Origin of the sequence: Mycobacterium heidelbergense (assembly GCF_010730745.1) — a bacterium.
Taxonomy (GTDB): domain Bacteria; phylum Actinomycetota; class Actinomycetes; order Mycobacteriales; family Mycobacteriaceae; genus Mycobacterium; species Mycobacterium heidelbergense.
The window spans coordinates 1770722-1795243 of record NZ_AP022615.1 but is presented as its reverse complement, the minus strand read 5'-3'; the positions used below and the strand labels follow the sequence as shown (position 1 = coordinate 1795243).

19 protein-coding genes and 3 pseudogenes are annotated in these 24522 nt (G+C 70.0%); 14 read left to right on the top strand and 8 right to left on the bottom strand.

The genetic code is table 11. The annotated features are described in order from the left end of the window. Nucleotides 1–121: 121 nt before the first annotated feature. Entirely contained in the window at nucleotides 122–1255 is a 1134-nt protein-coding gene (locus tag G6N25_RS08475; protein ID WP_142272782.1) for an NAD(P)H-dependent amine dehydrogenase family protein, read from the top strand. Here G6N25_RS08475 and G6N25_RS08470 read toward each other — a convergent pair. Both G6N25_RS08470 and G6N25_RS08465 read right to left on the bottom strand, forming a co-directional pair. Then, complete coding sequence (locus tag G6N25_RS08470) at nucleotides 1252–2658, bottom strand: alpha/beta hydrolase domain-containing protein (RefSeq protein WP_083075826.1); 1407 nt, start codon at nucleotides 2656–2658, stop codon at nucleotides 1252–1254. The genes G6N25_RS08475 and G6N25_RS08470 overlap by 4 nt on opposite strands. Further along, a pseudogene (locus G6N25_RS08465) lies at nucleotides 2655–3270 on the bottom strand (sigma-70 family RNA polymerase sigma factor). Before G6N25_RS08465 ends, G6N25_RS08470 begins: the two are co-directional and overlap by 4 nt. Between G6N25_RS08465 and G6N25_RS08460 the strand changes: the two are divergent. From G6N25_RS08460 to G6N25_RS08445, 4 genes and pseudogenes are all read left to right on the top strand, one after another. Next, on the top strand, nucleotides 3221–4057 hold the full coding sequence (locus G6N25_RS08460; RefSeq protein ID WP_083075828.1) for an alpha/beta hydrolase: 837 nt from the start codon (nucleotides 3221–3223) through the stop codon (nucleotides 4055–4057). The pseudogene G6N25_RS08465 and the gene G6N25_RS08460 sit on opposite strands and share 50 nt — an antisense overlap. Before the next feature lie 150 nt (nucleotides 4058–4207). Beyond that, nucleotides 4208–4957 (top strand): DUF2786 domain-containing protein, encoded by a 750-nt coding sequence (locus G6N25_RS08455; RefSeq protein ID WP_083075829.1) that lies wholly within the window; start codon nucleotides 4208–4210, stop codon nucleotides 4955–4957. Continuing rightward, nucleotides 4945–5454: a TIGR04338 family metallohydrolase gene (locus G6N25_RS08450; RefSeq protein ID WP_083075852.1), complete on the top strand. Its 510-nt coding sequence runs from the start codon at nucleotides 4945–4947 to the stop codon at nucleotides 5452–5454. Before G6N25_RS08455 ends, G6N25_RS08450 begins: the two co-directional genes overlap by 13 nt. Before the next feature lie 5 nt (nucleotides 5455–5459). Then, a pseudogene (locus G6N25_RS08445) lies at nucleotides 5460–7572 on the top strand (beta-glucosidase). Between the two features lie 36 nt (nucleotides 7573–7608). Here G6N25_RS08445 and mymT read toward each other — a convergent pair. Further along, nucleotides 7609–7771 (bottom strand): annotated as a pseudogene (mymT, locus tag G6N25_RS08440) (copper-binding metallothionein MymT). 116 nt (nucleotides 7772–7887) lie between these two features. Here mymT and G6N25_RS08435 point away from each other — a divergent pair. Further along, complete coding sequence (locus tag G6N25_RS08435) at nucleotides 7888–8547, top strand: O-methyltransferase (RefSeq protein ID WP_083075831.1); 660 nt, start codon at nucleotides 7888–7890, stop codon at nucleotides 8545–8547. 233 nt (nucleotides 8548–8780) lie between these two features. After that, nucleotides 8781–9212: an SPW repeat protein gene (locus G6N25_RS08430; protein WP_083075832.1), complete on the top strand. Its 432-nt coding sequence runs from the start codon at nucleotides 8781–8783 to the stop codon at nucleotides 9210–9212. Nucleotides 9213–9337: 125 nt separating this feature from the next. Here the strand turns inward: G6N25_RS08430 and ilvD are convergent, their stop codons facing one another. After that, complete coding sequence (gene ilvD / locus G6N25_RS08425) at nucleotides 9338–11062, bottom strand: dihydroxy-acid dehydratase (RefSeq protein ID WP_083075833.1); 1725 nt, start codon at nucleotides 11060–11062, stop codon at nucleotides 9338–9340. 77 nt (nucleotides 11063–11139) lie between these two features. On the opposite strand from ilvD, the gene ricR reads away from it, so the two are divergent. The 3 genes from ricR to G6N25_RS08410 all read left to right on the top strand — a co-directional run bounded on the left by ricR (nucleotide 11140) and on the right by G6N25_RS08410 (nucleotide 13947). Continuing rightward, nucleotides 11140–11442: a copper-sensing transcriptional repressor RicR gene (ricR, locus tag G6N25_RS08420; protein ID WP_083075834.1), complete on the top strand. Its 303-nt coding sequence runs from the start codon at nucleotides 11140–11142 to the stop codon at nucleotides 11440–11442. Nucleotides 11443–11565: 123 nt separating this feature from the next. Continuing rightward, nucleotides 11566–12819: an MFS transporter gene (locus G6N25_RS08415; protein ID WP_163672409.1), complete on the top strand. Its 1254-nt coding sequence runs from the start codon at nucleotides 11566–11568 to the stop codon at nucleotides 12817–12819. Nucleotides 12820–12936: 117 nt separating this feature from the next. Beyond that, nucleotides 12937–13947, top strand: a complete 1011-nt coding sequence (locus G6N25_RS08410; protein WP_083075836.1) for a L,D-transpeptidase — start codon at nucleotides 12937–12939, stop codon at nucleotides 13945–13947. A 90-nt stretch (nucleotides 13948–14037) separates the two neighbouring features. Here G6N25_RS08410 and G6N25_RS08405 read toward each other — a convergent pair whose 3' ends face one another. Further along, nucleotides 14038–16023 (bottom strand): M13 family metallopeptidase, encoded by a 1986-nt coding sequence (locus tag G6N25_RS08405; protein ID WP_083075838.1) that lies wholly within the window; start codon nucleotides 16021–16023, stop codon nucleotides 14038–14040. Nucleotides 16024–16065: 42 nt separating this feature from the next. Here G6N25_RS08405 and G6N25_RS08400 point away from each other — a divergent pair, with 42 nt between their 5' ends. Both G6N25_RS08400 and G6N25_RS08395 read left to right on the top strand, forming a co-directional pair. After that, nucleotides 16066–16665, top strand: a complete 600-nt coding sequence (locus tag G6N25_RS08400; RefSeq protein WP_083075839.1) for a hypothetical protein — start codon at nucleotides 16066–16068, stop codon at nucleotides 16663–16665. Beyond that, nucleotides 16662–17351, top strand: coding sequence for a hypothetical protein (locus tag G6N25_RS08395; protein WP_083075841.1), 690 nt, complete (start codon nucleotides 16662–16664; stop codon nucleotides 17349–17351). Before G6N25_RS08400 ends, G6N25_RS08395 begins: the two co-directional genes overlap by 4 nt. Before the next feature lie 6 nt (nucleotides 17352–17357). On the opposite strand, the gene G6N25_RS08390 is transcribed toward G6N25_RS08395, so the two are convergent. Next, nucleotides 17358–17882 carry a transcriptional regulator gene (locus G6N25_RS08390; protein ID WP_083075842.1) on the bottom strand — a complete coding sequence of 175 codons (525 nt, stop codon included), beginning with the start codon at nucleotides 17880–17882 and terminating at the stop codon, nucleotides 17358–17360. Beyond that, complete coding sequence (locus G6N25_RS08385) at nucleotides 17879–20908, bottom strand: MMPL family transporter (protein WP_083075855.1); 3030 nt, start codon at nucleotides 20906–20908, stop codon at nucleotides 17879–17881. The genes G6N25_RS08390 and G6N25_RS08385 overlap by 4 nt, the downstream gene beginning before the upstream one ends. A gap of 320 nt (nucleotides 20909–21228) precedes the next feature. Here G6N25_RS08385 and G6N25_RS08380 point away from each other — a divergent pair, with 320 nt between their 5' ends. Further along, the gene (locus G6N25_RS08380) at nucleotides 21229–21765 is read left to right on the top strand and encodes a hemophore (RefSeq protein ID WP_083075844.1); all 537 of its coding nucleotides are present in this window, start codon (nucleotides 21229–21231) and stop codon (nucleotides 21763–21765) included. Nucleotides 21766–22055: 290 nt separating this feature from the next. On the opposite strand, the gene G6N25_RS08375 is transcribed toward G6N25_RS08380, so the two are convergent. Next, entirely contained in the window at nucleotides 22056–23225 is a 1170-nt protein-coding gene (locus G6N25_RS08375) for a lysylphosphatidylglycerol synthase transmembrane domain-containing protein (RefSeq protein ID WP_083075845.1), read from the bottom strand. A 158-nt stretch (nucleotides 23226–23383) separates the two neighbouring features. Between G6N25_RS08375 and G6N25_RS08370 the strand changes: the two genes are divergently transcribed. Then, a complete protein-coding gene (locus G6N25_RS08370) occupies nucleotides 23384–24520 on the top strand; it encodes an AI-2E family transporter (protein ID WP_083075847.1) in 1137 nt (378 codons plus the stop codon). Nucleotides 24521–24522 lie beyond the last annotated feature (2 nt).

The window sequence follows — 24522 nt, the reverse complement described above, 5'->3', positions numbered from 1 at the left end:
GACTTGGCGGCCGACGGGGCGGTCGGCCTGGCGGTCGGCTTGGCGGTTGACGTGGCCACGACCACCTCCTTACGATCCGTCCAAAATCTCAGAATATACGTCCTAATATTAGGAGACTTTGGTGTTCAAGGTGGGAGTTTGGGGTCCCGGTTCGATGGGCGTGATCGCCCTGCGCGGGGTGATCGACCACCCGCGGCTGGAGCTCGTCGACGTCGTCGTGCACAGCGACGCCAAGGCGGGCCGCGACGCGGGGGAGCTGTGCGGCATCGCGCCGGTCGGGGTGGTGGCCACCCAGGGTCCGGCGGCGATGCTCGCCGGGGACGCCGACGCGGTGGTGTATGCCGCCGGCGCCAACCTGCGCCCGCTGGAGGCGGTCGAGGACATGGTGTCGATCCTGCGGGCCGGGAAGAACGTGGTGTCGTGTTCGGTGGTGCCGCTGGTCTTCCCGGACGCCGTCGACGGCGCGTTCACCGATCCGCTGCGACGGGCCGCGCTGGACGGCGGTGCGTCGTTCTTTACCACCGGCATCGACTCCGGATTCGCCAATGACGTTCTGCCGCTGGTGCTTACCGGCGTCTCCCGGGTCGTAGACTCGGTGCGGGTGACGGAGATGTTCAACTACGCCACCTATCCGGACAAGTCCGCCGTCTACGAGATCCTCGGATTCGGGCAGCCGCCGGAGTACCAGGCTTTCGCGGCCCAGCCGGGAATATTCACCTTCGGCTGGGGGCCCGTGCTGCACCAGCTGGCCGCCGGGCTGGGCGTCGCGATCGACAACATCGAGGAGAGCAACGAACGCGTCCCGGCGCCCGAATCCTTCGACACGCCAACGGGTCACATCGAGGCCGGGACGATCGCGGCGATGCGTTCGACGCTGACCGGTTACGTCGGCGGCAAGCCGACCTTCGTCCTCGACCATGTGACGCGCATGCGCGACGACATCGCCCCGGACTGGCCGCAGCCGCACATCTGCATCGAGCCCAAGGACCTGGGCTACGGGTCGGCGACCGGCCGGGGTCTCTATCGCGTCGAGATCGAGGGATCCCCCAGCATGCGTTGCGAATTCGAGATGGCCGAGGACCACGACCACGATCTGGGCGCGCGCATCGCCGGCGCGTCGCGGATGGTCAACGCCATCCCCGCGGTGTGCGCGGCCCCGCCCGGTCTGCTGTCGGCGCTGGACCTCCCGCTGGTCACCGGCGCCGGCCTGGTGCGCCCGGTGCCCGGGCCGTCGCCGGACAGCCGGCTGTTCTAACCGCCGGGGTACGTCGCCGCGGCCAGCAGCAGGATCTCGGCGCGATCGGCCGGCAGGATGAAGCCCGCGTCGATCGCCTCGTCGAGCGCGGCCGTGAACCGCTCGAGGTACTCTCCGGCGCCGCCCGGGTAGAGCCGGCGCAGCGTCGCGGCGTCGAAGGGTTCGCCGGAGCCGAAGAGCATGGACATGATGCTCTCGTCGTCGGTGACGCCGGATGTCCGGGCGATCGGCACGTCCACCCACGGGGTCCGGATGCCGCCCTCGGCGAGGCCGTGGGAATCGAGAAGAGGCCGGGGGTGGTCGATTTCGCGCACCGCGATGGGCGCGGCGGTGGGGGCCGGCTCGCCGGTTCGGACCCACTTGGTCAGCGCGGCGAGCGCGGCCTGCACGACGTAGTGGTGTTGCGGCGCGAAGTTGATGAAGTGGCCGAGCTGCTGACCCATCAGCAGCTCGGTCGGCGCGTAGGCCGCCACGATGTCGTCGAGCGGCGCCGAGCCCGAGTCGATCGGCGCCACCTGAATGGTGTAGTTGTCGGCGTGCGCGGCGCCCGGGATCTCCCAGACCCGCAACCACTCGTTGTCGGGTTGCCGCGCAAAGTAATAGCCCAGCGGCACGCGGCCGAAAAGGTCCGTCTCGGTGATGATCGTGATCAGCGGGACGCGCAGGTCGCGACGGTACTTCACCGCCGCCTGCGACCCGGCCGACGATTCGAGTCCTTCGATCAACGAAATGCCGTCCAGTGGGGCGGCCGGCCCGAATCGCGAATGCACGAGGAAGCCGTCGTAGACCTGGGCGAGCGGATCGACGGCGTTGATGTAGGTGGTGAGGAACACCGCCGATTGGGACTCGCCGATGGCGACGACGTGTTGCGGGCGCAGCTCGCCCAGAATGCCCGCGTCCCTGACGATCTCGCCGATCTGGGAGAAGATGTCGAAGGCGAAGGCGTCGCCCGGGTGGTTCAGGCTCGCGTATCGTGTCGGATCCTGGCTCTTGAGGGACAGGTCGATCCCGAGCAGATTCGCGCCGCCGTCCACGCCGACCTTCTGGGCCGAGACCGCGACGTAGGCGTAGCCCGCGCGCAGTATTTCGCGGTGCGCCATCATCCAGACGGCCGGGGCGTCCAGGCCGCCGCTCACGTTGAGCCACTCGACCAGCGCGGTCCCATTGAACCGTGCGCGATCCGCCGGGGTCAGCGCCATCGCCCTGGTGGTGTAATCGGCTGCGCCGGAACGCGTCACGTCCCAGCGACCGTCGGCGCCCTGCTCCCCGACCGGGGCGTAGCACGAGGCCGTGCCGGAGACGAAGAACTCCTCGGCGCGATAGCCGACGCCGTCAATGTCGAAGGCGCCCAACAGCAGAACCGGCTTGCCGGGCGCGGGCGTGACGACGGGGGATTCGGTCATAGCGACTCCGGCAGACCGAATTTGGCGAACAACGTGTCGTCGAGGAACGCCACCACGCGCGACACCCCGTCGGCGCGCATGTCCAGCACGTGCAACTGAAAGGGCAGGTGCGCGTCGCCCGCGCGCATGTACATGGCCGCGGCCGGCTGGTCCGCCAACTCCGGCAGCGGCTCCAGCCAGGGCACCTCGGGGCGTTCCACCAGCTCCGCGGTCGGGTCGGAGCTGGACGCCCCGAGCCCCGTCGGCAGCGGGCGGCGCTGCCGTCCCTCCAGCGCCGTCAGGCAGGCGTTGGTGGCGATGCGGTGCAACCAAGTCCGCATCGACGACCTGCCTTCGTAGCGGCCGTAGGCCTTCCAGGCCCGCAGCAGCGTCTCCTGCACCAGATCCTCGGCGTCGTGCAGCGACCCGGTCATCCGATAGCAGTGCGCGAGCAATTCGCGGCGGTAGGGCTCGGCATGGGCGGAGAAATCCCGGTCGGAGCTTTCTGCCGGCACGCTCACCCGAACGAGCCTACGCACCGCCTCTGACGGTGGCGCTCCAGGAGCCGATACGCTGCCCCTTGATGACTACCCGCACCGAACGGAGTTTCGACGGCGTCGGCGGCGTGCGCATCGTCTACGACGTGTGGACGCCGCACATCGCGCCGCGGGCGGTGGTCGTGCTGTCGCACGGCCTCGGCGAATACGCCCGCCGCTACGACCACGTCGCGCGGTGCTTCGGCGACGCGGGGCTGGTCACCTACGCGCTGGACCACCGCGGGCACGGCCGCTCGGGCGGCAAGCGGATGCTGGTGCGGGACATCTCCGAGTACACGGGCGATTTCGACACCCTGGTCGGGATCGCCACCCGGGAGCACCCCGGCCTCAAGTGCGTCGTGCTCGGGCACAGCATGGGCGGCGGGATCGTGTTCGCCTACGGCGTCGAGCGCCCGGACAACTACGACATGATGGTGCTGTCGGCGCCGGCGGTGGCGGCCCAGGATCTGGTCTCGCCGCTGATGGTGCTCGCCGCCAAGGTGCTCGGCGTCCTCGTGCCCGGCCTGCCCGTGCAGGAGCTCGACGTCGACGCGATCTCGCGGGATCCCGCGGTGGTGGCGGCCTACAAGGCCGATCCGCTGGTGTACCACGGGAAGGTCCCGGCCGGCGTCGGGCGCGCGCTGCTGCAGGTCGGCGAGACCATGCCGCAGCGGGCGCCGGCGTTGACCGCGCCGCTGCTGGTGGTGCACGGCTCCGACGACCGGCTCATCCCCGTCGCCGGCAGCCGCCGCCTGGTCGACTGCGTCGGGTCCACCGATGTCGCGCTGAAGGTCTACCCCGGCCTGTACCACGAGGTCTTCAACGAGCCGGAGCGCGACCAGGTGCTGGCCGACGTGGTCTCCTGGATCGTGAAGCGGCTCTGACCTGCGATGAACGACGTGTCGTACCGCTCCCGTAGTTTGGCGCCATGACCCGCGCCGGCGACGATGCGGCGCGAAGCAACGGGGAGGAGCGGCGCAGATGACCGACGCCGGCGACGATGCGGCGCGAAGCAACGGGGAGGAGCGGCGCAGATGACCGACGACAAGATGCTCGCCCGCATCGGCGCGCTGCTGCGCCAGGCCGAGGGCACCGACAACCCGCACGAGGCCGACGCCTTCCTGAGCGCCGCGCAGCGGCTGGCGACGGCGGCCTCCATCGACCTGGCGGTGGCGCGCTCGCACGCGGCCAGCCGCTCGCCGACGCAGGCCCCGTCCCAGCGGACCGTCACCATCGGGACCGCGGGCAGCAGGGGGCTGCGGACGTATGTGCAGCTTTTCGTGCTGATCGCGGCGGCCAACGACGTGCGCTGCGACGTGGCGTCGAACTCGACGTTCCTCTATGCGTACGGGTTCGCCGAGGACATCGACGCGACCCACGCCCTGTACGCCAGCCTGGTCGTCCAGATGGTGCGGGCGTCGGACGCCTACCTGGCGTCGGGCGCGCACCGGCCCACGCCGACGATCACCGCGCGGCTCAACTTCCAGCTCGCGTTCGGCGCCCGCGTCGGTCAGCGGCTGGCCGAGGCCCGCGAGCAGGCCACGCGGGAGGCCACCAAGGACCGAGGTCGCCCGCCGGGCACCGCGATCGCCTTGCGGGACAAGGAGATCGAGCTGCGCGACTACTATCGCGGCGCGTCGAGGGCGCGCGGCACCTGGCGGGCCACCAGCGCCACGGCCGGGTATTCGTCGGCGGCGCGGCGCGCGGGCGACCGGGCCGGCCGGCGCGCGCGGCTGCAGAACAGCCCCGAGCTGCCCGGGGCGCGGGACGCATTGCGCCGGTGACTCAGGCCCGCGATTCGCAGCGCTCCAGGGTCTATGCGGCCGAGGAATTCGTCCGGACGCTGTTCGACCGCGCCGCCGAGCACGGATCACCCGTCGTGGATTTCTTCGGCGCACAGTTGACCCTTCCCCCCGAGGGGCGATTCGGGTCGGTCGCGTCGGTGCAGCGCTATGTCGACGACGTGCTCGCGCTGCCGGCGGTGCGGCGACGGTGGCCGGGGACGCCGCCGCTGCGGGTGCGGGCGCGGCGTGCCACCACCGCGGCGCACTACGAAAGCCACGACGGTGCGGGCGTTATCGCGGTTCCCGACCGCGGTGCCGCCGACTGGGCGCTGCGCGAGCTGGTGGTGCTCCATGAGGTGGCGCATCACCTCTGTGGGGCGCAGCCGCCGCACGGTCCGGAGTTCGTCGCGACGATCTGCGAGTTGGCGGAGCTGGTGATGGGGCCGGAACTCGGCCACGTGCTGCGCGTCGTCTACGCCAAAGAGGGTGTGCGATGAGCGAACTGGACGACCCGGACGCGCGGGCGCGCGACGTCGAAACCCGGATGACCGACGACGAGCGGTTCTCGCTGCTTGATCGGGGTGATGGGGGCCGGCGACATGTGGCCGGTGCGCGATCCACGCATCCCGCCGGGCGTCCCGATGAGCGCCGGGTACGTGCCCGGGGTTCCGCGGCTCGGGGTGCCGGCGTTGCTGATGAGCGACGCCGGCCTTGGCGTCACCAACCCCGGCTACCGCCCGGGTGACACGGCCACGGCGCTGCCGGCGGGACTGGCGCTGGCCGCCGGCTTCGACCCGTCGCTGGCCCGCGCCGCCGGCGAGGTGATCGGCCGGGAGGCGCGCGGCCGCGGGTTCAACGTGCAGCTCGCGGGCGCGATGAACCTCGCGCGCGACCCGCGCAACGGCCGCAACTTCGAATACCTTTCCGAGGACCCGCTTTTGACCGCGACGATGGCCGCGGAGTCGGTCAACGGGATACAGCGGCAGGGCGTCATTTCGACCGTCAAGCACTACTCGTTGAACTGCAACGAGACCAACCGGCACTTTTTGGACGCGGTCATCGATCCCGACGCGCACCGCGAATCCGACCTGCTGGCCTTCGAGATGGCCATCGAGCGCTCGCGGCCCGGCGCCGTGATGACGGCCTACAACAAGGTCAACGGCGACTACGCCGCCGCGAACGACGACTTGCTCAACGGGGTGCTGAAAGGCGCCTGGGGATACCGCGGTTGGGTGATGTCGGATTGGGGCGCGACGCCGTCCTGGGAGTGCGCGTTGGGTGGCCTCGACCAGGAGTGCGGCGCGCAGCTCGACGCGCTGCTGTGGGGGTCGGAGGCGTTCGGCGGGAGCCTGCGGGCCGCCCACGCCGACGGCAGGCTGCCGCCGGAACGCCTGTCTGACATGGTCCGGCGGATACTGCGGTCGATGTTCGCGGTCGGAATCGACCGGTCCGATGCCGCGCCCGCGCCGAACATGGACGCGCACAACGCGATTGCGTTGCAGATCGCGCGGCAGGGCATCGTGCTGCTGACCAATCGCGGGGTGCTGCCCCTGGGGCGCGAGTCGACCGCGCGCATCGCCGTCATCGGCGGCCACGCCCACCTGGGCGTGGCGGCCGGTTACGGCTCGAGCGCCGTCGTTCCGCCGGGCGGCTATGCGGCCGTGGTCCCGATCGGCGGCCCCGGCCTGGAGGCCGGCCTGCGGAATCTGTACGTGCTGCCGTCGAGCCCGCTCGATGAGCTGCGAAAGCAACTTCCCCACGCGCACATCGAATTCGATCCCGGCGTCGGCCCGGCCGAGGCCGCGCGGGCCGCGCGGCGGGCCGACGTCGCGATCGTGTTCGCGCTCCGCGCCGAAGGGGAGGGCTTTGACGGCGCCGACCTCTCGCTGCCGTGGGGCCAGGACGCGCTGATCGCCGCGGTGTCCGCCGCGAACCCGAACACGGTCGTGGTGCTGGAGACCGGCAACCCGGTGGCCATGCCGTGGCTGGGCTCGGTGAACGCCGTCGTGCAGGCGTGGTATCCGGGTCAGGCCGGTGGCCGCGCCATCGCGGAAGTCCTTGCCGGCCAGGTGAACCCGTCGGGCCGGCTGCCGATCACCTTCCCGGCCGATCTCGGCCAGACCCCGCGCCCGGAGCTGCCCGACCTCGGCGCGCCGTGGGGGACGCCGACCACGATCGACTACTTCGAGGGGGCCGACGTCGGCTACCGCTGGTTCGCGGCGAGCGGCCAGGAACCGCTGTTCGCGTTCGGGCATGGCCTGTCCTACACCGGTTTTGAGTACCGCGACCTGGTCGTCGACGGCGGTGACACCGTCACCGCCAGCTTCAGCGTCGTCAACGTCGGCGACCGCGGCGGCGCCGACGTCCCGCAGCTGTATCTGACCGCGGCCCCCGGCGAGCAACGCCTGCGGTTGCTGGGATTCGAGCGGGTCGAGCTGGAACCGGGCGCCACGCGCCGGGTGACCATCGAGGCGGATCCCCGCCTGCTGGCCCGCTACGACGCGAACACCTGGCGCATCGCACCGGGCGGCTACACGGTGGCCGTGGGCGCCTCGGCGGCCGCGTGGCGGCTGGCGGCCGGGGTCGAGCTGGCCGGCCGTGCGTTCGGGCGCTGATCGGCATGGCCCGAACGCACGACCGGCGTTCCGGGCCTACTCGACGGGCGACAGCTCATCGCCGCACGTGCAGCGGTACGACTCGGCCGCGCCGGAGCAGTGGCAGGGAACCTCGATGCGAACGCGACATCCGCAGCCCTTGTGGCCGCAGGTGAGCAGCGCTCCTGTGTCGTAGTTTGCCATGTCGAATCACCCTCATTCCTGTCGTGGACTCTCAGTGCCGTGGTTTGACCACGCCCTCACTATATACCCCATACGGGTATCAGGTAAACGGCCGGCGGGGCGCCCATCGGCGCGCCGGGCTACCGTTGGCCTATGACCGAGAAACCAACCCCCCAGGACGTCGACGCATTCTTGGACAGCACCGTGATTGGCGACGATCCGGCACTGGCCGCGGCGCGAGAGGCCAGCGACGCGGCGGGGTTGCCCCAGATCGCCGTCTCGGCGCAGCAGGGCAAGTTCCTGTCCCTGCTGGCCGGGGCGATTGGGGCGCGCCGCATCCTCGAGATCGGCACGCTGGGCGGCTTCAGCACCATCTGGTTGGCGCGCGGCGCGGGCCCGCAGGGCCGGGTCGTGACGCTGGAATACGAGCCCAGGCACGCCGAGGTCGCGCGGGCCAACCTGCAGCGGGCCGGCGTGGCCGACCGCGTCGAGGTGCTGGTCGGCGCCGCGCTGGACACGTTGCCGACGCTGACCGGCGACCCCTTCGACCTGGTCTTCATCGACGCCGACAAAGAGAACAATGTCGCGTACCTGGAGTGGGCGGTCCGGCTGGCCCGTCCCGGCTCAGTCATCGTGCTGGACAACGTCATTCGTGAGGGCAAGATCCTCGAGCCGGAGTGCGACGACGCCAGGGTGCGGGCCACGCGCCAGGCCCTGCAGGCGATGGGCGAGCACCCGCGGCTGGACACGGCGGTCATCCAGACCGTCGGGGCCAAGGAGTGGGACGGCTTTGCGCTCGCGGTGGTGCGGTAGCGGGCCCCAACTCCACCCCCCTTGCCGCGAGCGTGCGCAGAATGCCACCGTGAGGCGGCGTGTCGTGTGCAAACACGCACGCTCGCGCCAAAGAGGGGTGTTGCGGTAGCGGGCCCGATTTTCGTTGCTGGCCTGCGGTGGCGGGCGTAGCCTTGACGGCAGATGGATGGGTTGCGGCGAGCCCATAGTGCTTGTTGCGCAACGGGGTTGCCGCATAACAGAAAGGTCACAAAATGAGTACAGTCCATTCATCAATCGATCACCACCCCGACTTGTTGGCTCTACGCGCCGGCTACGAGCGCGCCGCCGAGTCGATGGGCGCGCACGTCACCTTCGGCCTGGCTCTGCTGACGGGCCTGTATGTGGCGGCCTCACCGTGGATCGTCGGGTTCAGCGCGACCAGAGGCCTTGCCCGCTGCGACGTCATCGCCGGGATCGCGGTCGCGATCTTGGCGTACGGGTTCGCGACGGCACTGGACCGCACGCACGGTATGACGTGGACGCTGCCGGTTCTCGGCCTGTGGATCGTCTTCTCGCCGTGGATTCTGCCGGGCCTCGCGCTGACCGCCGGCATGATCTGGTCGAACGTCGTCGCGGGTGCGGTGGTGACCCTTCTGGGCGTGACCGCCACCTACTTCGGCATGCGCACGCGCGCCGCGGCCTAACCCCAACCCCCTTGGCGCCACCCCCCCTTTGCCGCGAGCGTGCGCAGAATGCCACCGTGAGGCGGCGTGTCGTGTGCAAACACGCACGCTCGCGCCAAAGGGCGCCATAGGGCGCCAAAGGAAGATCAGCCGCAGACCGCGCCGATCGCCGCCGAGCTGACCAACTTGACGTACTTGGCCAGCACGCCGGTCTGGTAGCGCGGCGGGGGAGGAGCGAAATCCTTTCGCCGGGATTCGAATTCGACGGGGTCGGCCAGCACGTCGAGTGTGCGGCCGGCGACGTCGAGCCGGATCCGATCGCCGTCGCGCAGTAACGCGATCGGCCCGCCGTCGACCGCCTCCGGCGCGATGTGTCCCACGCAGCAGCCGGTGGTGCCGCCGGAGAACCGGCCGTCGGTCAGCAGCAGAACGTCCTTGCCGAGCCCCGCGCCCTTGATGGCGCCGGTGATGGCGAGCATTTCGCGCATCCCGGGGCCGCCCTTGGGGCCTTCGTAGCGGATCACCACGGCGTCGCCCTTGGCGATCGTGCCGTCCTCGAGGGCGTCCAGCGCTGCCCGCTCGCCGTCGAAAACCCTTGCGGTGCCCTCGAACACGTCGGACTCCAGGCCGGCCGTCTTGACCACGGCACCGTCGGGAGCCAGCGAACCGCGCAGAATGGTGATGCCGCCCGTCGGGTGGATCGGGTCGTCCAGGGCGTGCAGCACCTTGCCGTCCGGGTCGGGCGGCGCGATGGCCGACAGGTTTTCGGCCATGGTCTGGCCGGTTACGGTTAAGCAGTCACCGTGCAGCAGGCCGGCATCCAGCAGCGCCTTCATGATCACGGGAACCCCGCCGATGTGGTCGACGTCAAACATCACATGACGACCAAAAGGTTTGACGTCGGCCAGGTGCGGCACCTTCGATCCGATCCGGCTGAAGTCGTCGAGCGACAAAGCGACGTCGGCCTCGTGGGCGATGGCCAGCAGGTGCAGCACCGCGTTGGTCGAGCCGCCGAACGCCATCACCACCGAGATCGCGTTCTCGAACGCCTCCTTGGTGAGGATGTCGCGGGCGGTGATGCCGCGCCGCAGCAGCTCGATGACGGCCTGCCCGCTGCGGCGCGCGAACCCGTCGCGGCGGCGGTCGGTCGCCGGTGGTGCCGCGCTGCCCGGCAACGACATTCCGAGCGCCTCGGCGGAACAGGCCATGGTGTTGGCGGTGTACATGCCGCCGCATGCGCCCTCGCCGGGGCAGATCGCGCGCTCGATGGCGTCGACGTCCTCGCGCGGCATCAGCCCGCGGGCGCACGCCCCCACCGCCTCGAACGCGTCGATGATGGTGACCTCGCGCTCGCTGCCGTCGGACAGCTTGGCCACGCCGGGCAGGATGGAGCCGGCGTAGAGGAACACCGAGGCCAGGTCCAGTCGCGCGGCGGCCATCAGCATGCCGGGCAGCGACTTGTCGCAGCCCGCCAGCAGCACCGAACCGTCCAGCCGCTCGGCCTGCATCACGGTCTCGACGCTGTCGGCGATCAACTCTCGTGACGGCAGCGAGAAGTGCATCCCCTCGTGGCCCATCGAGATGCCGTCGGACACCGAGATCGTGCCGAACTCCAGCGGGTAGCCGCCGGCCGCGAACACCCCTTCCTTGACGGCCTTGGCGAGCCGGTCCAGGGACAGGTTGCACGGCGTGATCTCGTTCCACGACGACGCGACGCCGATCTGCGGCTTGGCGAAGTCCTCGTCGCCCATGCCTACCGCCCGCAGCATGCCGCGGGCGGCGGCCTTCTCCAGGCCGTCGGTGACGTCACGACTACGGGGTTTGATGTCGGCGTCCCCTAAAGCGGGCGCCGAATCGGTGGTTGTGGCCATCGTGCAAGTATGCCGGGCACGTCGCGCCCGCAAACGCGCGGGTCATACCCCATCGGGGTATGGGGTAGGCTCGAAGGGTGACGAGTGCACACGGATATTCGCAGCAGAAGGACAACTACGCCAAACGGCTGCGGCGCATCGAGGGCCAGGTGCGCGGCATCGCGCGCATGATCGAGGAAGACAAATACTGCATTGACGTCCTGACCCAGATCAGCGCGGCCAACAGCGCGCTGCGCTCGGTGGCGCTGAATTTGCTCGACGAACACCTGAGCCACTGCGTCACCCGTGCCGTCGCCGAGGGCGGCGGTGACGCCTCCGGAACGGCCCACGACAAGCTGGCCGAGGCCTCCGCCGCCATCGCGCGCCTCGTTCGTTCCTGACCGTCGAATTTGTTGCTGGGCGTGTTGAAACCGCAAACGCGCGAACCTCTTGTTGCGGTGCGTACGGTTAGGTGCAGCGCGATCTCGCCGGCGGCGTTGACCGGCTGATCGCGTACCCGACCGATGACCGCCATGACTGTGCAAGCCGCCAACACTGCCGCGCGAACGTGGACGCCACGGGTCGCCGCGCAGCTCGCCGTGCTGGCCGCGGCGGCCTTCACCTATGTCACGGCCGAAATCCTGCCCGTGGGGGCGCTGTCGGCGATCGCCCGCAACCTGCACGTCAGCGTGGTCCTGGTCGGCACCCTGCTGTCGTGGTATGCGCTGGTGGCGGCCCTGTCGACGTTCCCCCTGGTGCGCTGGACCGCGCACTGGCCGCGCCGTCGCGCGTTGATGTTCAGCCTGGTCTGCCTGACCGTCTCGCAACTCATCTCGGCGCTGGCGCCCAACTTCGCGGTGCTGGCCGTCGGGCGGGTGCTGTGCGCGGTCACCCACGGTTTGCTGTGGTCGGTGATCGCCCCGATCGCCACCCGGCTGGTCCCGCCGAGCCATGCCGGACGCGCCACGATGTCGATCTACGTCGGAACCAGCCTGGCGCTGGTGATCGGCAGCCCGCTCACGGCCGCCATGAGCCTGATGTGGGGCTGGCGGCTGGCCGCGGTCTGCGTCACGGTCGCCGCGGCCGTGGTCACCGTGGCGGCCTGGCTTTTGCTGCCCGAGATGGTGCTGTCCGCCGACCAGCTCAAGTGTGTGGGTCCGCGGGCGCGACACCACCGCAACCGCGCGCTGATCGTCGTCAGCCTGATCACCATGGTCGGCGTCACCGGCCATTTCGTGTCCTACACCTACATCGTGGTGATCATCCGCGACGTGGTCGGCGTGCGCGGGCCGACCGTCGCCTGGGTGCTGGCCGCCTACGGCGCCGCCGGGGTGATCGCCGTGGGGTTGGTGGCGCGGTCCATGGACCGGCGGCCGAAGGGCGCCGTCATTCTGTGCATGGCGGGCTTGACCGTCGCGTTCGTGGTGCTGGCCGCGCTCGCGTTCGGCGGCGCACCCGCCGCGGCCCACTACTCGATGGTGCTGATCGGGACGGGCGCGATCGTGCTGTGGGGCGCGATGGCCACCGCCGTGTCGCCGATGTTGCAGTCCGCGGCGATGCGCAGCGGCGCCGACGACCCCGACGGCGCGTCGGGCCTGTACGTGACGGCGTTCCAGGTGGGCATCATGGCCGGGTCGCTGGCGGGCGGACTCCTGTATGAGCGCAGCGTCGCGCTGATGCTCACCGCCTCGGCGGGATTGATGGCCGCCGCGCTGGCCGGCATGGCGGCCAACCGCCAGACGCTGGACGTTGCCCGGGCAAGCTCACGCAATTCATAGCTGCGCAGGTCAGCTGGCAGATTGGGTCGCGCATCGGCCCGTCGCCGTCGGCGGAGGAGGTAGCTAGGGCGCGCGTTGTGCCACACTATTTGCAGAAAGCGACTGGAGGGGATGCGTATGTCGGGCTGGACGAGGGCCTCGACCGGGAAGGGCCTCCGCGCGGCCCTGAAGGCAGTCGGATCGGCGTCGATGTTGGGGTTCGTGCTGGTGGTGAGCGCCGGTGCAGCGCTGGCCGACCCCGACCCGGCCCCCGGCGACCCCGGGGTCGTCGCGCCGGGGCCGCCGCCGCCCGACCCGTTGGCCGCGCCTCCGCCCCCGGCCAACCCGCTGGCGCCACCGCCGTTCGCTTTCCCCGGGGCGCAACCGGTGTTCGCGGGCCCCGCCGCCGGGCAGAACCCGACGCCGTTCACGGGCACGCCGCCCTTCGGGCCGCCGTCGTTCGTCCCGAAGAGCGGCTCGACGGTGGGGGTGGGTCAGCCGATCATCATCAACTTCCCGGGGCGCGTCGATGACGCCGGCGCGGCCATCGACGCCGTGCACGTCTCGTCGGTCCCGCCGGTGCCGGGCAAGTTCTATTGGATGACCCCGACCCAGCTGCGCTGGCGGCCGTTGAGCTTCTGGCCCGCGCACACCGCCGTGACGGTTGACGCCGGCGGCACGGTGTCCAGCTTCCAGACCGGGGACACCCTGATCGCCACGGCGGACGACGCGACCCACCAGCTGACCGTCACGCGCAACGGCACCGTGGAGAAGACCATCCCGATGTCGATGGGCATGTCGGCCGGCAATCACCAAACCCCCAACGGCACCTATTACGTGCAAGAGAAGATGCCCTCGGTGGTGATGGATTCGTCCACCTACGGGGTCCCGGTCAACTCGACATACGGCTACAAGGTGACCGTCGACCTGGCCGTCCGGTTCGACAACGTCGGCGACTTCGTGCACAGCGCCCCGTGGTCGGTGGACGATCAGGGTAAGCGCGACGTCAGCCACGGCTGCATCAACATCAGCCCCAGCAATGCGAAGTGGTTCTTCGACAACTTCGGCGCCGGGGATCCGATCATCGTGAAGAACTCCAGCGGCGGCGACTACAAGAAGAACGACGGTTCCAACGACTGGCAGACCTAGCCTGCCCCTGCCCCTGGCGAGCAGACGCAGAATCGCACGCCGCCAAGCGGATTCGTGCGATTCTGTGTCTGCTCGCCAGGGGGCGCGACCCTAGTTCCAGATGCGGACCCTGCGTTGCGGCTCCAGGTACAGCGCGTCGCCCTCGGCCACGTCGAAGGCATCGTAGAAATCGTCCAGGTTACGCACGACTCCGTTGCACCGGAACTCCGGCGGCGAATGCGGGTCCACCGCCAACCGCCGGATCGCTTCTGCCTCACGTGATTTGGTTCGCCACACCTGAGCCCAGCCGTAGAACACGCGCTGCACGCCGGACAGGCCGTCGATCACGGGGGCGGGCTGACCGCCAAGCGACAGCTGGTAGGCCAGCAGCGCGATCGACAACCCGCCCAGGTCGCCGATGTTCTCCCCGACGGTGAACGCGCCGTTGACGTGGTGCCCGTCGCCCAGCCCACGCGGCACGAAGCCGTCGTACTGTTCGATGAGAGCCTTTGTGCGGGCGCCGAACTCGGTGCGGTCGTCGTCGGTCCACCAGTCGACCAGGTTGCCGTCGCCGTCGTACTTGGCGCCCTGGTCGTCGAAGCCGTGCCCGATCTCGTGCCCGATCACCGCCCCGATCCCGCCGTAGTTGGCGGCGTCGTCGGCCTCGGCGTCGAAGAACGGTGGCTGCAAAATCGCCGCGGGGAAGACGATTTCGTTCATCCCCGGGTTGTAGTAGGCGTTGACGGTCTGCGGCGTCATGAACCATTCGTCGCGGTCCACGGGCCCGCCGAGCTTGGCCAGCTCGCGGTCGTGGTTGACCGCGTACCCGCGCTGGTAGTTGCCGTACAGGTCGTCGCGGTCGATCACCAGCGTCGAGTAGTCGCGCCACTTCGTCGGGTAGCCGACCTTGGCGGTGAACTTGCCCAGCTTGGTCAGCGCGCGCTCGCGGGTCTGCGGCGTCATCCAGTCCAACTCGCCGATGGACAGCCGGTACGCCGCCTGCAGGTTGTCCACCAGCGCGTCCATCCGGGTCTTGGCGTCCGGCGGGAAATGCCTTTGCACATACAGCTTTCCGACGGCGTCGCCCATCAGGCTCTCCACCAAGGACACCGCCCGCTTCCAGCGCTCCCGGATCTGCTCGGCGCCGGTCAGCAGGCGGCCATAGAAATCGAAGTCGGCGGCCACCAGGTCGTCGGTCAACCAGGCGGCGCGGGCGCGGATCAAACGCCAACGCGCCCAGCGCTTCCAGTCCTCGAAATCCCCGCCGCCCCATAGCTCCGCGAACGCGGCGAGGTAATCGGGTTGGCGCACAACCACTTCCGCGAGCTGGTCCGCGGTGCCGCCCACGGCCGTCGCCCAGCCGGCCCAGTCGAAGCCCACCGCGTCGGCCTGCAGCTCCACGAAGGTGCGCAGGTTGTAGCTGAGGTCGGCGTCGCGGCGCTTGACCACATCCCAGTGCGCGGCAGCGAGTTTCGTCTCCAGCGCCACGATGCGCGCCGCGGTCTCGGCGTGGTCCGCCGGGTCGCCACCGAAGACCAAACCGAACATCCGCGCGATGTGTCCGGGATAGGCCGCCAGCACCTCGGCGTGCCGCTCCTCGCGGAAATACGACTCGTCGGGCAATCCGATGCCCGACTGGGTGAAGTGCACCAGATAACGGGCCGAATCCTTGGCGTCGGTGTCCACGTACATCGCGACGCCGCCGCCGACCCCGGTGCGCTGCAGCGCGCCCATCGCGGCGGCCAGGCCCGCGGCGTCGGCGGCGTTGTCGATCGTCGCCATCTCGTCGAGCAGGGGCCGCAGGCCGCGGCGCTCGACGGTTTCCTCGTCGAGGAAGCCGGCGTAGAGGTTGCCGATGCGTTGTTCGTCGGTGCCCGCGGCCGCGCCGCCCCGGCTCGCCTCGATGATCAGGTCGCGCACCTGTTCCTCGGCCCGGTCGAACAGGTGGCGGAAGGCGCCGTCGGTGGCCCGGTCCGCGGGTATCTCGTATTCGGCCAGCCAGCGGCCGTTGACATGGCCGAAGAGGTCGTCCTGGGGCCGGGCATCGGGATCGACATGGCTCAGGTCGATTCCCGAGCGAATGGCCGCATACGTCACCCCGCCATCCTTCCATCTTCTTTTGGGTGCAACGATCTGGCCATGTCCGACGGGGAGCAGACCGAGCCAGCGACCGAAGACGAGCCAGCGACCGGCCCGATCTTCTCCGGTTACGGCATCGCGTCGACCGTTCTCGGCGTGCTGTCGGTAACCGCGGTCGTGCTCGGCGTGCTCATCTGGTCGGCGCACCGCGACGAGGCGGGCGAACGCACGTACCTGACCCGCGTCATGCAGACCGCCGCCGAGTGGACGGGCGTGTTGATCAACATGAACAGCGGCAACATCGACGCCAGCCTGCAGCGGCTGCACGACGGCACGGTGGGAGAGCTCAACACCGACTTCGACGCGGCCATGCAGCCTTACCGGCAGGTGGTGCAGAAGCTGCAGTCGCAGAGCGCCGGCCGGATCGAGGCGGTGGCCATCGAAACGGTGCACCACGACCCGGACGCCCAGCCCGGCGTCGCGAGGCCCGCCACCACGTCGCCGGCGTTCGCCACCCGAACGGACTCGGTGATGCTGGTCGCGACGTCGGTCAGCGAGAACGCCGGCGCCAAGCCGCAAACGGTGCACTGGAACCTGCGGCTCGACGTGTCCGACGTGGACGGCAAGTTGATGGTCTCCAGGCTGGAATCGATCCGATGAGAAACAGGTGGCGGCTGCTGGCCTTCGACGTCGTGGCCCCGCTGGCCGCGATCGCCGCGCTGCTGGCGATCGGGGTGGTGCTCGGCTGGCCGCTGTGGTGGGTGTCGGCCTGCTCGGTGCTGGTGCTGCTGATCGTCGAGGGCGTGGGCGTCAATTTCTGGCTGCTGCGCCGCGATTCGGTGAGCGTCGGCACCGACGACGACGCGCCGGGGCTGCGGCTGGCCGTGGTCTTCCTGTGCGCGGCCGCGCTGGCGGCCTCGGTGTGGACGGGGTTCACGCACTGGACGACGCCGGACCGCGACTTCAGAAAGGACTCCCGCGAGGTGGTTCGGGTCGCCACGGGCATGGCCGAGGCGATGGCGTCGTTCACCCCGGGCGACCCGACGAGCTCGATCGATCGGGCCGGCGCCATGATGGCGCCGGAGCAGGCGGGCGCGTTCAAGGAGCAGTACAAAAAGTCCAGCGTCGACCTGGCCCAGCACAACGTCACGGCCCACGCGGCCACGCTGGCGGCCGGCGTCGAGGCCCTCGGGCCGTCGGCGGCCAGTGTGGCGGTGATCCTGCGGGTCACTCAGGACACGCCCGGCCAGCCCGCGGCTCAGGCGGCGCCCGCGCTGCGGGTGACGCTGACCAAGCGCGACGGCAGCTGGCTGGTGTCCGACGTGGCGCCGATCAACTCGCGCTGACGAGAGTCAGTTGGAATCGGCCGGGCGCGCCGACTTCACCTTGACGAATCGATCCGACAGGCGGCGCATCCGGATCATCAGCGCGGCCGACGGGCTGGTGGCGCCGTCGAGGTACGCGGCCAGCTCCTCGGACGCCACCCCGATGCGGGACGCGAATTCGTGTTGGCCCAGGCCGGACCGGTCGATCAGCAGTCGCACGTGGCGGGCCACCTCGGCGCGTTCGTTGGCCTGCAGGTGGCTGCGGGCGCGCTCCAGCACCTCCCACAGGGCCTTGGAGATGCCGTAGGGCCGGGTGCCGTCCAGGACCTCCTCGACCTGGCGGGCGGTCCGCCCGTAGGGGTCGCGTTTGAGTGCGGCGGCGATGCGCTTCCAGGTGGCGATGTCCCCGCCCTGCAGCGCCGAACGGATGGCCGACGTCGGCCAGAACTCCACCGCCTGGTCGGGGTCCGGAAGGGGTCCGGAAGGCCCGCGCTGTTCATCCGCGGGCCGCTCGGGCGGCGGTGCGGGGCGCCGGTCGGATGCCAACGTCACCTCGCCTCCTCCAGCATCGCCACGGCAACCGACAGGCAGCGCTGCCTGACCTCGTCCCAGCCCGCCTTGGCGTCGGGTTCCGACCACCGATCGTCGCCGAAATCGCAAGGATGCGGGTCCGCGAGCCGGCGGACCAACTGGGTGGCGATCCACTCCCGCTTCGGCGTTTGACAACAGTAATACCTATCCATCCCGGACAGCACCACGGCGGCGGTCTCGGGTTCCACCGTCTCGACCATGTCAGCAAAGTCGGCATAATCGCGGCTGCTGTTACGGCACATGATCAGGTAGCCCTTGAGTCGCAGCGCTTCGGCACCGGTCGGGACGAGCAGCCGGTCGCCGGTGGGCAGCTGCACGTGGGTGGTCTCCACCGGGCTGCGCCGCTCGTACCTCGGACCGTCGGCGGCCCCCGCCGTCGCGGTGTCGGCCTCCAAGCCGGCCTCGAGGGCGTCGATGGCGACCGAGAGCCGCCCCCGCCACAACGTGACCGGATGCACCGGCCGGTCCGAGCCGGCGATCGCGCGGGCGATGCCGTTGCGCGACGCCAGCCCGCCGACCAGCTTCTTTGCGCCCGGGTGGCCGTTGGTGCCGGCCTTGTCGCCGACGGGGCCCGCCGGGGTCCCCGCGGTGTCGTCGCCGATGTCGACCTGGTGCGGGATCTGTCCGGGGCCCTGGCCCCGATCCTCCCCGCCGTTGCGCCCGCAACCGGTGAAGGCGAGCGGGTCGGCCACGCAAATGGCGTCGGGCGCCAGGTCCTTGAGCTTCGCGGCCGACTTGAGCACCATCCGCAGGTCGGCGCTGGGCGCCGTCAGCGCCGAGATGTCGTCGGGGATGACCACGACGTCGCCGAGGTCGACCTCGGGCAGCGGCCGGTCGAAGTCGACCGACGGCAGCACGCGGCGCAGCCAGCCGGGCAGCCACCAGTTCCACTGGGCGAACATCGCCATCAACGCGGGAACCAGGACCAGCCGCACCACCGTGGCGTCCACCGCGATCGCGACGGCGCACGCCACGCCGATCTCGGCGACCAGCGGCATGCCGGCGAACGCGAAGCCGATGAACACCGCGATCATGATCAGCGCGGCGCTGGTGATCGTGCGGGCGCTGGTGCTGACGCCGTAGGCGACCGCGTCGCGGGTGTTCCCGGAGTGCAGGAAGCGTTCCCGGATGCGGGTGAGCAGGAAGATCTCGTAGTCCATCGACAACCCGAAGGTCATCGCCAGCACCAGCGGGGGAACGGTGCTGTCGATCGAGCTGATCTGCGCGAAACCGAGGTCCCGCAGCCATCCCCACTGGAAAACCATCACCAGGCTGCCGTAGGCGGCGGCGACCGACAGCAACGTCATCAGCACGCCCTTGAACGCCAGGAACACCGAGTGGATGGAGATCAACAGCATCACGAAAGCGATCAGCGCGACGAAGAGCAGCACCAGCGGCTCGGTCTGCGACACCCGGTCATCGAAGTCCTTGATCAGCGCGGTCGGGCCGCCGACGTCGACGCGCGCCGTTCCGGCGTCGGGAATCCGGGGTAGCTGCGCGCGCATCCAGCTCACGGCGTCCCGGGCGCGCATGTCCTCGGGATCGACCGATAACACCGCGGACAGCAGGGCGCTGCCGTTGTCCTCGGCGAATTGGGGCGGCGACACCGAGACGATGTTGGGCGCCTGCGTCATCCGCTGACGGATGGCGGCGATCATCTGGCCGTGCTCGGGTGCGGCCGCGCCGCCGTCGGGAAAGGTGATCAGCACCCGAATGGGGCCCAGCGCGCCGGGCCCGAGCGCCTCGGCCGCCGCGCCCACCCCGGCGCGGATCTCGTGCGACGAGTCGAACTGGCGAAGCAGGCTGTTGCCCAACACCATCGACGCCACCGGTACCGCCATGACGAGCAGCACCAGCGACGCCGCGACCGCCGATATCCATGGCCGGCGCATCACCCATCCGATCCAGCGGTTCCAGAACCGGGACTGGGTGCTCTCCGGCCGGCGCGACCAGTGCAGCAGCGCCGACCTTTTGGCGGCCGCCCGGCCGAACGTCGCCAACACCGCCGGCGTCAGGGTCGCCGACGTCAGCATCGCCACCGCGACGGCCAGGATCGCCCCGGTGGCCATCGACTTCAGCGCGGGGGTGTTGATGAGGTAGATCCCGGTGAGGGACGCGACGACGGTCATCCCCGACAGCACGACCGCGAGGCCGGACGTGGCCATCGCGGCGTCCACGGCTTCGTTCGGCTGGCGGCCGCTGCGCAGCTCCTCGCGGAAACGCATCAGGATGAACAGCGAATAGTCAACGGCGAGCGCGATCCCGAACATCGACACCGTCGACGTCACGAACACCGACATGGTCGTGTACGCCGACAGCAGGTAGACGAGGCCCATGGTGACCACGACCGTGCAGACGCCGAGGGCGAGCGGGATCGCCGCGGCGGCCAGCGAGCCGAACACCGCCAGCAAGACGATCAGGATGATGGGCAGGTTCCAGCGTTCGGCGGCGGCGATGTCGCGCTTGGTGTTTGCCGCCGCGGCGGCGCTGAGCGCGCCCTGCCCGATGACGTACAGCCGCACCCGGCCGTTGGCGGTCTGGCCGGACTGATCGCCCTTGATGCCAACCTTGTGGCGCAGCTGCTTGGCAACGTCGCTGGTGTTGGCGTTGCGGGCGTCGAGCCGCAGCGACAGCACATACGGCCGGTCGGGCTGCGGCGGCCGCTGGGCGGGGTTGGGCGCCTCGGTTACGCCGGGGAACTCGCCGGCGACCCGCCTCAGGAACGCGACCGCGTCGTTGATGTCCTGGTAGCTGGCGTCCGGCCGGGGCGCCGCCACCAGCGCCAGCGCGGACGCGCCCTGGTCGTGGTACAAATCCTCGAGTTGGTCGTGCACCGCCAGCGACTGGGAGCCGGCCACCTCGAAACCACCGCCGGTGAGGTTTCCGGACTGCGTCATCGCCAGGTAGACCGCCGGCACCAATGCCAGCAACCAGCCTGTGAAGACCAACCAGCGGTGCTTACGCAGGCTGCGGCTGAGGCGCATCATGAACTGCTGGATTTCTTCACTCCCCGGTTTCTCGCGCGATGCGTGCAGGCGAGGATACCGCAGCAGCCTGTGGATTATGTCGGCTATCGGCATCCTGAGCTGCAAAGACGCCGATGTTGCCAAGACGCTGCCAAGTCGTTGTGAACCGGTGATCAACCGGGATTTCGGTCACAAGGGGCGGCGGCGGCTTGGCGCCGACCAGGTCGGTGATGGCAGGATGTCGGATGGCCGCGCGGGCACGGGGGACCCCGCCGTCGGGCCATCTCTTGCGTCCGTTTGCCAGGTGCGGGGTGCGCCTTGCGAACTTTAAGGAGTGATCCATGACGACAGGCAGCGTGACCAGGCGCCGCAGACTCATCGCGGGGCTGATCGCCGCCGCGGTGCCCGCCGCCGCTGTCGCTGTGTTGGCGGGGCCGCCGGCGACAGGTTCCAACGACCCGTGCGCGGCCAGCGAGGTCGCGAGGACGATCGGGTCGGTGTCCAAGTCGATGGGCGACTACCTGGACTCGCATCCCGAGACCAACCAGACGATGACCACGATGCTGCAGCAGCAGGCGGGGCCGCAGTCGTTGACGGGGCTGAAGTCCTACTTCGAGGCCAACCCCAAGGTTGCCGGTGACATGACGTCGATCGCGCAGCCGCTGACCAACATGTCGATGCAGTGCAAGCTGCCGATCACGATCCCCCAGGCGATGGGCCTTATGCAGCAGGCCCAGGGCGCGGCGGGCGCCCCGCTCGCGGCGGGTCCGGTCCCGCCCGCGGGCATTCCGCCGGCCGCGGGCGCGCTGCCGGCCGCGGGCGCGCTGCTGCCCGGCGTGACGGTGGGCGGTGCGCCGAAGCCGAACAACGCGGGCTGAACTCCGTTTGGCGCCGACGGCGTCTTAGCGCCGCCCGCGTCCCCGGGCGGCTGCGCTCTGGCCCCGACGCTACGTCAAACGCCGCCGCTAAGACCCCGCCGCTTTGGGTCGGCCGTCGATTGTGAAGCCTGGGCTTTTGATTGTGAGGCGTGGGCTTCGATTGTGAGGCGTGGGCGCGAAACTGGTCCGCCGGAATCCCGCCCTGGGCTCACACCCAAAGCCCTGGGTTCACACTCGAGCACCCAACCGGCCGACAAGCGTCCAACCCGGCCGACGGCACCAAACCCCGCCTACGGGTTCGGCTCGGGCGGCGGTAGCGGACCCTGCAGGGCGTCGTCGGCCGGGTCGTCGGAGGGGCCGCTCTGATGCGGCAGCAGCGGCAGCGGACCGGTGATCGGGTCGTCGTCCGAGTCGGCGGTGTTCTCGGTGCGGAACACGAAGAAGAACACCACCCAGCCGACGGCGGCGATCAGCAACCAGCTGATCAGCCGGTAGAGCAGCATGGCCGAGATCGCGCTCGGCAACGACATCCCGCTGGATATCAGCCCGGGCACGAGCACCGCCTCGACCACCAACAACCCGCCCGGCATCAGCGGTATCGTGCCGACCGCGCGAGCGGCCGCATACGCCACCGTCAACCCGGCGACGGACGCGTGGTCGCCGGCGGCGTACGCGGCGAAGCCGAGGCAGGCCACGTCCGCGATCCAGTTGAACATCGACCAACCGAACGCCACCCCCAGGTCGCGGCGGCCCAGGCTCACCGATTCGAGCTGCATGAGCGTCTCGCGCCACTTGTCCAGACCGGTGTCGGCCGGTTTGCCGCGAATCGAGTTGACCCACGCCAAAACTCGCGTGCCGATGCCGTCGATCAGCTCCGGCCGCGACGCCACCGCCTGGGCCAGGAGCAGCAGCGCGACGAAGCCGCCGAGCGTGAACAGCAGCGAGAACGGGTTGTTCTTCGCGCCCAGGAAGAAGGCGCCCCCCAGGCCGAGCAGCGCCAGCCCCACCGCCTGCAGCACGCCCGACATCACCAACTGCCACGACGCCACCACCGTCGAGGCGCCCCAGAGCCGCTGCTGACGGAACAGGAACGTCGCCGACAGCACCGGCCCGCCGGGCAGCGTCGTGCTCAGCGAGTTGGCGGCGTAGAACGCGGCCTCGGACCGCAATTGCTTGACGTGCACACCGGCGGATCTGAGCAGGGTGCGTTGGATCTGGGCGAAGCTGTGCATCGACGCGGCGGCGGCCAGCACCGACGCGAGCAGCCACCACCAGTTGGCCTCATACAAACTCATCCAGGCCTTGGCCAGCTGGTCCCAGCCGAGTGCGATCTCGACGGCAAGCACGACCGCGACGATGCCGAGGACCACCCATCGCACCCACCAGTACTTGCCCCGCGGCGTGTGGGGGAGTCCCCCCACGCGCGGGTGGAGTTTGTGGGCGGGCGCGTCGTGCGACACGTGCTTTAGGGTAACCGCGCAGGTGGCGCGGCTATCGAGACGCAGCACCGACCGTGTCGTCGTCGTAACCGGATCGTGCCGGCGACAGGGGCCCGGGAAACCCGAGCCGGGCCTTCGGGCGACCCTCGGGGCGGGCCGGCGCCAGATAGGCTGGCCGAATGTCAGCAAACCTCGACGACGCGTCGGTCGAACCCCTTGTCCGCAAGGCCGCGGCCTGGGCGTGGCGTTTGCTCGTCATCGTCGCCGCGGCGACGGCCCTGCTGTGGGTCGTGAAAAAGCTCGAGGTCATCGTCGTACCGGTGTTGCTGGCCTTGATGATCAGCGCTTTGCTGGTGCCGGCGGTTGACTGGCTGGACAAAAAGGGCCTGCCGCGCGGCGCCGCGGTGACGCTGGTCCTGCTGGGCGGGTTTGCCATCGTGGGCGGCATCCTGGCGTTCGTCATCATCCAGTTCGTCTACGGCTTGCCCGACCTGACCGAGCAGGTGACCCGCAGCATCGATTCCACCCGCAGGTGGCTGATCGAGGGGCCGGCGCATTTGCGCGGGGAACAGATCGACAACGCGGGCAACGCCGCCATCCAGGCGCTGCGCAACAACCAAGCCAAGCTGACCAGCGGCGCGCTGGCCACCGCGGCCACCATCACCGAGCTGGTCACGGCCGCGGTGCTGGTGCTGTTCACGCTGATCTTCTTCCTCTACGGCGGCCGCAACATCTGGCAATACGTCACCAAGCTCGTCCCCGCCGACGTCCGGGAGAGGGTGCGCGAGGCGGGCCATGCCGGATACGGGTCGCTCATCGGGTACGTGCGGGCGACGTTCCTGGTGGCCCTGACCGACGCGGCGGGCGTCGGCACGGGGCTGGCGATCATGGGCATCCCGCTGGCGCTGCCGCTAGCGTCGCTGGTGTTTCTCGGCGCCTTCATCCCGCTGATCGGTGCGCTGATCTCCGGCCTGCTGGCCGTGGTGGTGGCCCTGCTCGCGAAGGGCTTCGTCTACGCGCTGATCACGTTGGGTTTGCTCATCGCGGTCAACCAGCTGGAGGCCCATCTGCTGCAGCCGCTCGTGATGGGTCGGGCGGTCTCCATCCACCCGCTCGCGGTGGTGCTGGCCATCGCCACCGGCGGCGTGCTCGCCGGGATCGTCGGCGCCCTGCTGGCCGTGCCGACGGTCGCGTTCCTCAACAACGCGATCCAGGTGCTGCTCGCCCGGGATCCGTCCGCCGAAGCCGAGGAGCAGGCCGGGGAGGCCGACGACGTCGGGGCGATCGTTCAGGCGAAACCGGACGAGCCCGGCTGAGT

Excerpts from the sequence above, each read along its gene's own strand:
- G6N25_RS08470 (WP_083075826.1), bottom strand. The coding sequence starts at position 2,658 with ATGACCGAATCCCCCGTCGTCACGCCCGCGCCCGGCAAGCCGGTTCTG.
- G6N25_RS08460 (WP_083075828.1), top strand. The coding sequence starts at position 3,221 with ATGACTACCCGCACCGAACGGAGTTTCGACGGCGTCGGCGGCGTGCGC.
- G6N25_RS08455 (WP_083075829.1), top strand. The coding sequence starts at position 4,208 with ATGACCGACGACAAGATGCTCGCCCGCATCGGCGCGCTGCTGCGCCAG.
- G6N25_RS08435 (WP_083075831.1), top strand. The coding sequence starts at position 7,888 with ATGACCGAGAAACCAACCCCCCAGGACGTCGACGCATTCTTGGACAGC.
- G6N25_RS08430 (WP_083075832.1), top strand. The coding sequence starts at position 8,781 with ATGAGTACAGTCCATTCATCAATCGATCACCACCCCGACTTGTTGGCT.
- ilvD (WP_083075833.1), bottom strand. The coding sequence starts at position 11,062 with ATGGCCACAACCACCGATTCGGCGCCCGCTTTAGGGGACGCCGACATC.
- G6N25_RS08415 (WP_163672409.1), top strand. The coding sequence starts at position 11,566 with ATGACCGCCATGACTGTGCAAGCCGCCAACACTGCCGCGCGAACGTGG.
- G6N25_RS08410 (WP_083075836.1), top strand. The coding sequence starts at position 12,937 with ATGTCGGGCTGGACGAGGGCCTCGACCGGGAAGGGCCTCCGCGCGGCC.
- G6N25_RS08400 (WP_083075839.1), top strand. The coding sequence starts at position 16,066 with ATGTCCGACGGGGAGCAGACCGAGCCAGCGACCGAAGACGAGCCAGCG.
- G6N25_RS08395 (WP_083075841.1), top strand. The coding sequence starts at position 16,662 with ATGAGAAACAGGTGGCGGCTGCTGGCCTTCGACGTCGTGGCCCCGCTG.
- G6N25_RS08385 (WP_083075855.1), bottom strand. The coding sequence starts at position 20,908 with ATGATGCGCCTCAGCCGCAGCCTGCGTAAGCACCGCTGGTTGGTCTTC.
- G6N25_RS08380 (WP_083075844.1), top strand. The coding sequence starts at position 21,229 with ATGACGACAGGCAGCGTGACCAGGCGCCGCAGACTCATCGCGGGGCTG.
- G6N25_RS08370 (WP_083075847.1), top strand. The coding sequence starts at position 23,384 with ATGTCAGCAAACCTCGACGACGCGTCGGTCGAACCCCTTGTCCGCAAG.